The sequence below is a fragment of the Bradyrhizobium guangdongense genome, assembly GCF_006483445.1.
GTDB classification, from domain to species: Bacteria; Pseudomonadota; Alphaproteobacteria; order Rhizobiales; family Xanthobacteraceae; genus Bradyrhizobium; species Bradyrhizobium guangdongense_A.
The window spans coordinates 16,475-28,120 of record NZ_PPPT01000046.1; the positions used below are offsets into that span (position 1 = coordinate 16,475).

An 11,646-nucleotide genomic window follows, 5' to 3' on the forward strand; every position below is an offset into this window, starting at 1 on the left:
AGCTTACGGGCCCGAGGGGGCCTGTCAAATATGCAAAAACGCATGTGAATCCGCACCCTTCCGCTTTGACGGCAGCGCCTGCGGGCTCTATGAAGCGGGCTCATGACACAACATGAAAACGATCCCGCCTGGCCGGACCATAAACCGACCGCGCTCCTCGTGCTTGCCGACGGCACGGTGCTCGAAGGCTTTGGCCTTGGCGCCGAAGGCCAGGCAGTGGGCGAAGTCTGCTTCAACACCGCGATGACAGGTTATGAGGAGATCTTGACCGATCCCTCCTATGCCGGGCAGCTCATCACCTTCACCTTCCCGCATATCGGCAATGTCGGTACCAACGAGGAAGACATCGAGACGGTGAACATGGCCGCCACGCCCGGCGCGCGTGGCGTGATCTTGCGCACCGCCATCACCGATGCCTCGAACTACCGCGCAACCAAGCACCTCGACGCCTGGCTCAAGGCACGTGGCATCATCGGCCTCTCCGGCATCGACACCCGCGCACTGACCGCGCTGATCCGCAGCAAGGGCATGCCCAACGCCGTGATCGCGCATTCAAAGAAGGGCGAGTTCGACCTGCACGGGCTGAAGGAAGAGGCGCGTGAGTGGCCGGGACTCGAGGGCATGGACCTCGTGCCGATGGTCACCTCCGCCCAGCGCTTCAACTGGGACGAGACGCCCTGGGTGTGGAACGAAGGCTTTGGCCGGCAAGAGAAGCCCGAATTCAACGTCGTCGCCGTCGACTACGGCATCAAGCGCAACATTTTGCGCCTGCTCGCCGGCGTCGGCTGCAAGGTGACGGTGGTGCCGGCCACGACATCCGCCGAGGACATTCTGGCGATGAAGCCCGACGGCGTGTTCCTGTCCAACGGCCCGGGCGATCCGGCCGCAACCGGCAAATACGCCGTGCCCGTGATCCAGCAGGTCATCAAGTCGGGCACGCCGACATTTGGAATCTGCTTAGGCCATCAGATGCTCGGGCTCGCGGTCGGCGCCAAGACCAAGAAGATGCATCAGGGCCATCACGGCGCCAATCATCCCGTCAAGGACGAGACCACCGGCAAGGTCGAGATCACCTCGATGAACCACGGCTTTGCCGTGGACGAGACGACGCTGCCGAAAGGTGCGACGCAGACCCACATCTCGCTGTTCGACGGCTCCAATTGCGGCATCCAGCTCGACGGCAAGCCGGTGTTCTCGGTGCAGTACCATCCCGAGGCCTCGCCCGGCCCGCGTGACTCGCACTATCTGTTCCAGCGCTTTGCCGATCTGATGCGCGAGCGGAAGCGGGCTTAGGCCCGCTGCGCTTGCGTAGCTCACGGACGCATGAACATGAAATCCGTGTCGGGATCGCAGTTCTCGGCAATGAAGCGCAGCTCCGCCTGAATGTCGGCGACCGACCTCGTCTCCAGATATTTGGAGATGACGAGATTGAGCAGCGCGCGGCAGACCGGCTCATATCCCACACCGCTCGTTTCTGCCTCGTCCACGGCCGCGGAAAAGTGGCGCTGCGCAATGTCAGAAGCGTTCATGGCGTTCCGTTCCCTTCGCTTCGGTTTGCGTGCCCCCGAATTGCCCGCTACGCCTTGATCTCGGTCAAGGCGAGGAACAAGGTCGCCTGTGCCGTCTTGATCTCCGATACACTGCGACTGGGAGCCCCGCCATGTCCGTCGTCCGCGACAATGCCGAGCCGCTTGCGATCGTCTTTGGGGATGACGGGGTCGTGCCGAACAACATCCTTCCCTTCCTGGTCTATCAAGGCGTCGTGAAGCTCGATCCAGAGCGCCCCGAAGAAACCGTCGAAGGCGTATTCGGCCGAAACGGGTGGGGCGGCATGTGGCGCAACGGCGTCTATGATTTTCTGCACTACCATTCGACCGTGCATGAAGTGCTCGGCGTCGCGCGCGGCCGCGCCCGCGTGCGCTTCGGCGGCGATCATGGCCAGGTGCTGGAGATTGCGGCCGGCGACGTCGCGATCCTGCCCGCAGGCACCGGGCATCAGCTCGTCTCCGCCGATGACGATTTTTGCGTGATCGGCGCCTATCCGCCGGGATCGAAAATGGAGGTGACGCGCGCGACGCCGGAGAATCACGCGAAGGCGCTGCAAACGATTCCCGCGGTGGTTGTGCCGGCGTCCGATCCGGTGATGGGCAAGGACGGACCGCTGGTCAAATTGTGGAAACGGCGCTGACGTTTCCAGACTTCCGCGCATAATCATCTTCACGCAATCGCGACATCTTCGCGCCTTGACTTCATCGACCTCCGATAGATAATCGCTGAGGTTGTATTTCCTTATTTTTATTTGCTTTTTCCCAAGCACCTTTTCTCAGCACCATTGGAGTCGATCATGATGTTCTCAAGCCGTTGCCGCTGCATCAACTGCATCACCCCGCCCCACGTCCTCGAGAAGCTCCTCAACAACACCGACAGCCGCATTCGCGATGCCGCGTTACGCACGTTGGTGTCGACGTCGCGGCTGCGCGGCGAGCGCAAGATCCGCGGGCTCGTTGCGGCCGCGGCCGCCCCTTCGTCGCACGGACGGCGGACGATCTCGGATTGCGGCAATTCCACCCTGCTCGGTTCGGCAACGGTTGCCCGGACCGAGGACGGCCCGAAGTCAAAGGACGACAGCGTCAACCGGGCCTTCGAGGGCCTCGGTGACACGCGCGACTTCTACCAGCAGGTCTTCGACCGCGACTCGATCGACGGGCAAGGCATGCGCCTCAACGGCTTCGTCCACTATAGCGATGCCTACAACAACGCGTTCTGGGACGGCACCGAGATGGTGTTCGGCGACGGAGACGGCATTCTCTTCACCGACTTCACCAAGTCGATCGACGTGATCGGCCACGAGTTGACCCACGGCGTCACCGAACAGGCCGCAGGCCTCCTCTATCACAATCAGTCGGGCGCGCTGAACGAGTCGATGTCCGACGTGTTCGGCTCGCTGGTCAAGCAATGGGTGAAGAAGCAATCGGCCGACCAGGCCGACTGGCTGATCGGCGCCGAAGTGTTCACGCCCGACATCGGCGCGGATGCGTTGCGCTCGATGAAGGAGCCGGGCAAGGCCTACAACAATCCGACGCTCGGCAAGGACCCGCAGCCCGACCATATGCGGAAATACGTCAACCTGCCCGACACCGATAACGGCGACAATGGCGGTGTGCACATCAACTCAGGCATTCCCAACAAGGCCTTCTACCTGACCTCGATCGGCATCGGCGGATTTGCGTGGGAAGCGCCGGGACACATTTGGTACGCCTCGCTTCTTGCGTCGAACCAGAACACGAACTTCCAGGAGTTCGCCGATACCACCTACCTCAAGGCAGGCCAGCTCTACGGCGCACAGAGCGCCGAGCAACAGGCGGTCGTTGCGGCATGGAAGGAGGTCGGCCTTCCGATCAGCGGCGTTCGCTCGCTGGCCGGAACCACCAGCCGCATGCGCCGCGCACCGGCCATGGTGACAAACGGCCATGATGATGCGGCCGATGTCGCACACAAGATCGCCGAGCTGTCCAGCCAGCTCACGGCGCTCTCGCGGACGCTGGAAGGCATGCAGCAGGGCCGGCCGCACTAGCCAGCCTCATCGAAGCGCGGCCGCCGGTGACTTGACGGCCGCACTTCGATAGACTGCCGACCATGAAGATCAGCCTGGCTCAGCACGGCGGTCAGGGTGCGGGAGTTTTCCTCCAGCGCCCGCCGCTTGTCGTCGATTCCGCCACACTCGATCCTGCAAAGGCCAAGGAGCTTGGCGAACTGGCCGCAGCGGCCATCGCGGCTGGCTCCTCGCCACCGCCGCCCGCAAAGTTGCGCGACCCGATGTCCTACACGATTTCGATCCAGGACAACGGCCGCGACACCGTGCTCAAGGGCGCGGACACGGTCATGTCGCCGGAATTCGCAAACCTGCTGGCGTGGTTGCAGCGCCATTCCCGATCGTCATGACCTGACGGCCGCTTGCCGGCGAGGAGCGGCTCACGCTGCGTTGCTGCCTTCCTGGCGGCTCGCCTCGAACAGGAACCAGGTTCGGCGCTCGGTCTCATCGATGAACACTTCGAGCAGCGCGGCGGTGCCGGTGTCGTCGTGCTCCTCGCAGAGCTTGTGGGCTTTGCGCATGGCAGCGGCCATGTGCTTGTTGTCCTCCATCAGCTCGCGCAGCATGTCGCGCGGCGGGACGTAATCCTCGTTGTTGTCCTGGATGGTCTGCAGCTTGCCGATCTGGCCGATCGACTTCAGCGTCGCGCCGCCGAGCTTGCGGACGCGCTCGGCGAGCTGGTCGGTGGTGGCGAAGATCGCGTCCGACTGCTCGTCCAGCATCAGATGGTAGTCGCGGAAATGCCGGCCGCTGACATGCCAGTGGAAATTCTTGGTTTTCAGGTACAGCGCGAAGGCGTCCGCCAGCAGCACGTTGAGCGCCTCCGAGATCTTGTTGACCGCCGCCGGCTCCAGATCGGTGGGGGTATCGAGATCGGGGGACATTTTATCTGACTTGGTCTCTGACTTGGCTTTGCTCACGGGAACCTTCCTGTTAGGACCGGACATTGACGGCGCGCCGTCGACACCCCTTAACGCGGGCGATCAGCCGCAGTTCCTGCCCAGGAACTGGCTTTGCCGGGACCCTTGAGTGCCATGGACGACTGGATCGACTATTACGATTCCACGCATACGATTTATGTCAGCAAGCTGCATCGGGACCTGCATTTCCAGATCATCGCGCGCGACATCATCGGCTACATCTCGTCACCGGACGCGACCGTGCTCGACTATGCCTGCGGCGAGGCGCTGTCGGCGAACCAGGTGGCAGCGGCCTGCGGCAAGCTGATCCTGGCGGAGCCCGCGCCCGGCGTGCGCGGCCGCCTGATCTCGCGCTTTGCGCCGAACACGAAAATCCGCGTCCGCTCGCTCGACGACGTCAGGAAGATGACGGAGCAGTCGATCGACCTCGTCGTGATGAACTCGGTCGCGCAATACATGACGCCGGAAGAGCTCGATTCCGCCTTCACGACCATCCGCCGGCTGCTCAAGCCGTCCGGAAAGCTCGTGCTCGGCGACGTGCTGCAGCCGGAAGTCGGCATGTTCAGGGACGTCATGGCGCTGCTCTCCTTCGGCGCGCGCCACGGTTTTCTCAAGGACGCGCTGATCGGGTTGGTCTCGACGGCCCTCAGCGATTACCGGCACCTGCGCTCGCGCGTCGGGCTGCAGCGCTACAGCGAGGCCGAAATCATCGCAAAACTCGCCGCCGCCGGTTTTTCGGCGCAGCGAGCCCACACCAATATCGGGCACAATCGCTGGCGCATGACCTTCATCGCCCGGCCGCCCATGGTGCGCTGAGTTCGCTGGCTGCGTTAAGCATAAGAACCGGCTGAGGTGGCTTGTCGCAGCCCGATCGGGCAATGATCGGGACGGCCCGGTGGCGGAAGCGTCAACGCGGGGACGGTGCATCGTCCTTTATCCTGGTTCAAATCCAGGCCGGGTCTCCAGCCTTCGCTGCCAACGCAGCTTCGGCTCGGCAAGCCAGCCGCCCCCGTCTCAAAACAGTCCAGACCAGCCAAAATTGCCGGTTGATGGGTGTTTTTCGGGGTTTCGCCGCCCCGAAATCTGGTCTAAGACCCACCCGCGCGCGAGGGAGACCCCCGCGCTCTCGGCTTAGGGGACGCGCGGCAAGCGCGCCCTTTTTTTGTGCCCAGAATTCAGCCCGCGAGAGTTGATGCCCAAACGTACAGACATCTCCACCATCCTGATCATCGGCGCCGGTCCCATCGTGATCGGCCAGGCCTGCGAATTCGACTATTCGGGCACCCAGGCCGTGAAAACGCTGAAGGAAGAGGGCTACCGGATCGTCCTGGTCAATTCCAACCCGGCCACGATCATGACCGACCCGGAATTGGCCGATGCGACCTATATCGAGCCGATCACCCCGGAAATCGTCGCAAAGATCATCGAGAAGGAACGCCACGTCATATCAGGCGGCTTCGCGCTGTTGCCGACCATGGGCGGGCAGACCGCGCTGAACTGCGCGCTGTCGCTGCGCCGGCAGGGCACGCTGGACAAGTTCGACGTCGAGATGATCGGCGCCACCGCCGACGCCATCGACAAGGCGGAAGACCGCCAGCTCTTCCGCGAAGCCATGACAAAGATCGGGCTCGAGACCCCGAAGTCGCGGCTCGCCAACGCGTCCGCCTTGAAGAAGTCGTTCCGCGACAAATACCTCGCCGAACGCGAAAAGCTCTCCGGCGCCGCGCTCGAAGAGCATGAGCGGCAGTGGACGCTGGGCGAGAGCGAGCGCCGCAAGCGCTACCAGGAATATGCATTCGGCCAGGCCATGATGGCGCTGTCCGAGATCGGCCTGCCCGCGATCATCCGCCCCTCCTTCACCATGGGCGGCACCGGCGGCGGCATCGCCTACAACAAGGAAGAGTTTCTCGACATCATCGAGCGCGGTCTCGATGCGTCTCCCACCAACGAAGTGCTGATCGAAGAATCCGTACTCGGCTGGAAGGAGTACGAGATGGAGGTGGTGCGCGACAAGAAGGACAATTGCATCATCGTCTGCTCGATCGAGAACCTCGATCCGATGGGCGTGCACACCGGCGATTCCATCACGGTCGCGCCGGCGCTGACGCTCACCGACAAGGAATACCAGATCATGCGCGACGCCTCGCTGGCGGTGCTGCGCGAGATCGGGGTCGAGACCGGCGGCTCCAACGTGCAGTTCGGCGTCAATCCGGACGACGGCCGCATGGTCGTCATCGAGATGAATCCGCGCGTGTCGCGCTCCTCCGCGCTGGCCTCGAAGGCCACCGGCTTCCCGATCGCAAAGGTCGCGGCCAAGCTCGCGGTCGGCTACACGCTCGACGAGATCGCCAACGACATCACCGGCGGCGCGACGCCGGCCTCGTTCGAGCCGACGATTGACTACGTCGTCACAAAGGTGCCGCGCTTTGCGTTCGAGAAATTCCCCGGCGCCTCCCATACGCTGACGACCTCGATGAAGTCGGTCGGCGAGGTCATGGCGATCGGCCGCACTTTCCAGGAGAGCCTGCAGAAGGCGCTGCGTGGGCTCGAGACCGGCCTCACCGGCCTCGACGAGATCGAGATCGAGGGTCTCGGCCGCGACGACGACAAGAACGCGATCCGCGCTGCGCTCGGCACGCCGACGCCGAACCGCCTGCTCCAGGTCGCACAAGCCATGCGGCTCGGCTGGTCCAACGAGGACATCTTCAACTCCTGCAAGATCGATCCGTGGTTCCTCGGCGAGATGCGCGGCATCGTCGACATGGAGGAGAAGGTTCGCAAGCACGGCCTGCCGACCAACGCCTTCGGCATGCGCACACTCAAGAGCATGGGCTTTTCGGACGCACGACTTGCGGTGCTGGCGCAGATCACGGAAGCCGACGTCACAGCGAAGCGCCACGCACTCGACGTGCGCCCGGTCTACAAGCGCATCGACACCTGCGCGGCCGAATTCGCCTCCCCCACCGCCTACATGTATTCGACCTATGAGGCGCCGTTCGCGGGCGCGCCCGCCGACGAGAGCATGCCGTCGGACAAGAAGAAGGTCATCATCCTCGGCGGCGGTCCGAACCGCATCGGCCAGGGCATCGAGTTCGATTATTGCTGCTGTCACGCCTGCTTCGCGCTGCATGACGCCGGCTATGAATCCATCATGGTCAACTGCAACCCGGAAACGGTGTCGACCGACTACGACACCGCCGACCGGCTCTATTTTGAGCCGCTCACCGCCGAGGACGTGCTGGAGATCATCGCCAAGGAGCGCAGCAAGGGCACGCTGCACGGCGTGATCGTACAGTTCGGCGGCCAGACCCCGCTGAAGCTCGCGCGTGCGCTCGAAGCCGCCGAAGTACCCATCCTCGGCACCTCGCCCGACGCGATCGACCTCGCCGAAGACCGCGACCGCTTCAAGCGCGTGCTCGACAAGCTGCGGCTGAAGCAGCCCAAGAACGGCATCGCCTATTCGGTCGAGCAGGCGCGCCTGGTTTCCGCCGATCTCGGCCTGCCACTGGTGGTGCGCCCGTCCTACGTGCTTGGCGGCCGCGCAATGCAGATCATCCGCGAGGAGAACCAGCTCAACGACTATCTGCTCGGCACCCTGCCGGAGCTGGTGCCGGCCGACGTCAAGGCGCGCTACCCCAACGACAAGACCGGGCAGATCAACACGGTGCTCGGCAAGAACCCGCTGCTGTTCGACCGCTATCTCTCCGACGCGACCGAGATCGACGTCGACTGCCTCTCCGACGGCAAGGACACCTTCATCGTCGGCATCATGGAGCACATCGAGGAAGCCGGCATCCATTCGGGCGACAGCGCCTGCTCGCTGCCGCCGCACTCCCTCGACGCCGCCATGATCGCGGAATTGAAGCGGCAGACCCGCGAGCTCGCGCTCGGGCTCGACGTCGTCGGCCTGATGAACGTGCAGTATGCGATTAAGGACGGCGAGATCTACGTGCTCGAAGTCAATCCGCGCGCCTCGCGCACGGTGCCGTTCGTCGCCAAGGTCGTCGGCACGCCGGTCGCGAAGATCGCGGCGCGCATCATGGCCGGCGAAAAACTCGCCGACTTCAAGCTCAGGGACGCCAGCCTCAAGCATGTCGGCGTCAAGGAATCGGTGTTTCCGTTCGCGCGTTTTCCCGGCGTCGACACCGTGCTGGGCCCCGAGATGCGCTCGACCGGCGAGGTCATGGGCATCGACCGCTCCTTTGCGGTGGCGTTCGCCAAGAGCCAGCTCGGCGGCGGTACGCGGGTCCCGGGCAAGGGCACGGTGTTCGTGTCGGTGCGCGAGAGCGACAAGATCCGCATCACCGACGCCGTGCGCCAGTTGCATTCGATCGGCTTCAAGGTGCTGGCAACGTCAGGCACCCAGCGCTTCCTGGCCGATCAGGGCATCCCGACCGAGAAAGTGAACAAGGTGCTGGAGGGACGGCCGCACATCGTGGACGCCATCACCAATGGCGACGTCCAGCTCGTCTTCAACACCACCGAAGGCCCGCAGGCACTCGCCGACAGCCGTTCGCTGCGGCGGGCCGCCCTCTTGCATAAAGTGCCGTATTACACCACTCTTTCCGGGGCCGTGGCGGCCGCGCAGGGCATCCGCGCCTATCTGGGCGGGGACCTTGAGGTTAGGACCCTGCAGAGCTACTTTTCAGAAACCTGATCATTGGTGGCGGCGAAGCCTCCGCTAAGTGATTGGCAATGAAGCCACAATGGCCGGAGGAACCGTCCGGTCGTGTGGCGGTTCTGTTCCGTTGCCAAGCCCGTATCTGTCAACGTCCGGCGGCCCGTGTGTTGAGCCCCGGAAAGACCGACGAATCAAGGATTGCGGCGCCCGCCCAGCGTTTTGCGGGCGCACGATCGAAGAACGAGAGAGAAGATGGAAAAGGTTCCGATGACTTCGGCCGGATTTGCCGCGCTCGGGGAAGAATTGAAGAAGCGCCAGTCCGAGGACCGTCCGCGCATCATCGAGCATATCGCCGAGGCGCGCTCGCACGGCGACCTGTCGGAAAACGCCGAGTATCATGCCGCGAAGGAAGAGCAGTCCCACAATGAGGGCCGCATCGCCGAGCTCGAGGACAAGCTCGCGCGCGCCGATATCATCGACATCTCGAAGCTCTCCGGCGACACCATCAAGTTCGGCGCGACCGTCACGCTGGTCGACGAGGACACCGAGAAGAAGACGGTGTGGCAGATCGTCGGCGAGGTCGAGGCCGACGCCAAGAAGGGCCGCATCTCCATCACCTCGCCGCTCGCGCGCGCGCTAATCGGCAAGAAGAAGGGCTCGACCGTCGAGGTCAACGCCCCCGGCGGCGCCAAGGCCTATGAGATCACCAAGGTGGAGTGGCGCTAGTCGCTACCCGCTGAATTCATCAAAAAGGCCGCGCCCAGCGCGGCCTTTTTTGTTGCGCAATGTGTCCGACGAGGCCCCTGACCCGATTGTGAACGCCGCGTTCCTCCGTCATCCTCGCAAGCGCTGCTCACGCCTCAGAGGAGGACACGATGGACATCGATCGTCTCGCCGCGCAGTGCCAGCCCTATCTGCTCAGCCTGTTCCGCTTCATCACCGGGCTTTTGCTGTTTCAGTTCGGCGTCGCAAAACTGTTCAAGTTTCCGGTCGTCGAGATGTTCGCCGAGGTCACGCCGCTGTCGCTGTTCGGCGTCGCCGGCATGATCGAGCTCGTGCTCGGCGGGCTGTTGATGCTGGGGCTATTGACGCGGCTCGTCGCCTTCGTGCTGTCGGGCGAGATGGCGTTTGCCTATTTCATCGAGCACGCGCCGCACAGCGTCTTTCCGCTCGTCAACGACGGTACGCTGGCGATCCTGTTCTGCTTTGCGTGCCTGTATCTGGCGGCGGCGGGCGGCGGACCGATCAGCGTGGACGCGATGCGGCGGAAGTAGCTCTCTCGTCCGTCACCCTGAGGTGGCCGCTTCTTCAGCGGCCCTCGAAGGGCGACGGCCCGGCTGTTGCCTCGCGATGCTGCTACATCCCGGCCGTCCATCCTTCGAGGCTCCCCGCACGGCGCGTTGCGCCGTGTGGCTCGCACCTCAGGATGACGGAACTGACACGCTGCGCTGCGTCCGGGGCACGAGAGAGCGAGAGCGACTACCGCCGCCCCTTCACTTCCAGCGGCACCGCGGCTTCATATTTGGAGTTGTGCAGCACCAGCGATGTCCGCACGTTGCGCACATGGGGCGCGGCCGTCAGGTGCGTGACGAAGTCCTGGAAGGTCGCCATGTCGGGCGCGACGCATTTGAGGATGAAGTCGACCTCGCCCGACAGCATCCAGCATTCGCGGACCAGCGGCTCGGCGCGCACGAACTCCTCGAAGGCGCGTAAGTCCGCCTCGGCCTGGCTCGACAGGTGCACGGCGGCAAACACCGTGACGTCGAAACCGAGCTTTCGCGGGTCCAGAAGGCCGCGATAGCCCTGAATGTAGCCCTCCTCCTCCAGCGCGCGGACCCGGCGCAGGCAGGGCGGCGGCGAGATGCCGACGCGCTTGGCGAGTTCCACATTGGTGATTCGGCCGTCGGCCTGGATCTCGGCGAGAATTTTGAGGTCGATCTCGTCTAGGTTCCGCGACACGTGATTGGAACTCCTGGCCTTATGGCGGTATCGGGTGGGTTCGTCGCAATCCTCATAACCCAGTCCGGTCGAAATGCGCAATTTTATTGCGCGTGCAGCGCACAGGACTTTCGTTCCAAGGTGGAAAAATCGGAGTGATGGGCTGCAATTCTTGCATAGCTGGCTGGAAGGCTTAGATTAGCTCTGACATTTCAGCGCCTCCGCGAGGCCTTTCCAGGCACGTTCCGCGCCCGCGCTGCAACTCCCCCGAGAGAGAGGCACCTGTCGCTATGCGCGCCCCGATACATGCCAAGGTCGTCATCATCGGCTCCGGCCCCGCCGGCTACACGGCAGCGATCTACGCTGCCCGTGCGATGCTTGAGCCGATCCTGATCCAGGGCATCCAGCCGGGCGGCCAGCTCACCATCACCACCGACGTCGAGAATTATCCGGGCTTCGCCGATGTGATCCAGGGCCCGTGGCTGATGGAGCAGATGGAGAAGCAGGCGGTGCATGTCGGCACCAAGATCGTCTCCGACCTCGTCAGCAAGCTGGAGACCGCGCAGCGGCCGTTC

General features: G+C 63.7%; 12 protein-coding genes. 9 read left to right on the forward strand and 3 right to left on the reverse strand.

From position 1 onward, the window contains the following. Positions 1–102 precede the first annotated feature (102 nt). On the forward strand, positions 103–1,293 hold the full coding sequence (gene carA, locus C2U70_RS07355; protein WP_140977341.1) for a glutamine-hydrolyzing carbamoyl-phosphate synthase small subunit: 1,191 nt from the start codon (positions 103–105) through the stop codon (positions 1,291–1,293). Between the two features lie 20 nt (positions 1,294–1,313). On the opposite strand, the gene C2U70_RS07360 is transcribed toward carA, so the two are convergent. Beyond that, a complete protein-coding gene (locus C2U70_RS07360; protein ID WP_140977342.1) occupies positions 1,314–1,529 on the reverse strand; it encodes a hypothetical protein in 216 nt (71 codons plus the stop codon). Positions 1,530–1,660: 131 nt separating this feature from the next. Between C2U70_RS07360 and C2U70_RS07365 the strand changes: the two genes are divergently transcribed. The 3 genes from C2U70_RS07365 (at position 1,661) to C2U70_RS07375 (ending at position 3,942) form a co-directional block, all read left to right on the forward strand. Then, entirely contained in the window at positions 1,661–2,188 is a 528-nt protein-coding gene (locus C2U70_RS07365) for a cupin domain-containing protein (RefSeq protein ID WP_140977343.1), read from the forward strand. A gap of 156 nt (positions 2,189–2,344) precedes the next feature. After that, positions 2,345–3,574 (forward strand): M4 family metallopeptidase, encoded by a 1,230-nt coding sequence (locus C2U70_RS07370; RefSeq protein ID WP_140977344.1) that lies wholly within the window; start codon positions 2,345–2,347, stop codon positions 3,572–3,574. 62 nt (positions 3,575–3,636) lie between these two features. Next, entirely contained in the window at positions 3,637–3,942 is a 306-nt protein-coding gene (locus C2U70_RS07375) for a protealysin inhibitor emfourin (RefSeq protein ID WP_140977345.1), read from the forward strand. Between the two features lie 30 nt (positions 3,943–3,972). Here the strand turns inward: C2U70_RS07375 and C2U70_RS07380 are convergent, their stop codons facing one another. Beyond that, the gene (locus tag C2U70_RS07380) at positions 3,973–4,476 is read right to left on the reverse strand and encodes a Dps family protein (RefSeq protein WP_246666687.1); all 504 of its coding nucleotides are present in this window, start codon (positions 4,474–4,476) and stop codon (positions 3,973–3,975) included. A 150-nt stretch (positions 4,477–4,626) separates the two neighbouring features. Between C2U70_RS07380 and C2U70_RS07385 the strand changes: the two genes are divergently transcribed. The 4 genes from C2U70_RS07385 to C2U70_RS07400 all read left to right on the forward strand — a co-directional run bounded on the left by C2U70_RS07385 (position 4,627) and on the right by C2U70_RS07400 (position 10,407). Next, positions 4,627–5,328 (forward strand): class I SAM-dependent methyltransferase, encoded by a 702-nt coding sequence (locus C2U70_RS07385; RefSeq protein ID WP_140977347.1) that lies wholly within the window; start codon positions 4,627–4,629, stop codon positions 5,326–5,328. Positions 5,329–5,704: 376 nt separating this feature from the next. Then, on the forward strand, positions 5,705–9,169 hold the full coding sequence (gene carB / locus C2U70_RS07390; protein ID WP_140977348.1) for a carbamoyl-phosphate synthase large subunit: 3,465 nt from the start codon (positions 5,705–5,707) through the stop codon (positions 9,167–9,169). 216 nt (positions 9,170–9,385) lie between these two features. Further along, a complete protein-coding gene (gene greA, locus C2U70_RS07395; protein WP_027547666.1) occupies positions 9,386–9,859 on the forward strand; it encodes a transcription elongation factor GreA in 474 nt (157 codons plus the stop codon). Positions 9,860–10,008: 149 nt separating this feature from the next. Next, on the forward strand, positions 10,009–10,407 hold the full coding sequence (locus C2U70_RS07400) for a DoxX family protein (protein WP_140977349.1): 399 nt from the start codon (positions 10,009–10,011) through the stop codon (positions 10,405–10,407). A 205-nt stretch (positions 10,408–10,612) separates the two neighbouring features. Here C2U70_RS07400 and C2U70_RS07405 read toward each other — a convergent pair whose 3' ends face one another. Further along, positions 10,613–11,092, reverse strand: coding sequence for an Lrp/AsnC family transcriptional regulator (locus C2U70_RS07405; RefSeq protein ID WP_140977350.1), 480 nt, complete (start codon positions 11,090–11,092; stop codon positions 10,613–10,615). A gap of 269 nt (positions 11,093–11,361) precedes the next feature. Here C2U70_RS07405 and C2U70_RS07410 point away from each other — a divergent pair. Further along, on the forward strand, positions 11,362–11,646 hold a 285-nt coding region (locus C2U70_RS07410; protein ID WP_140977351.1), incomplete at its 3' end, for an FAD-dependent oxidoreductase.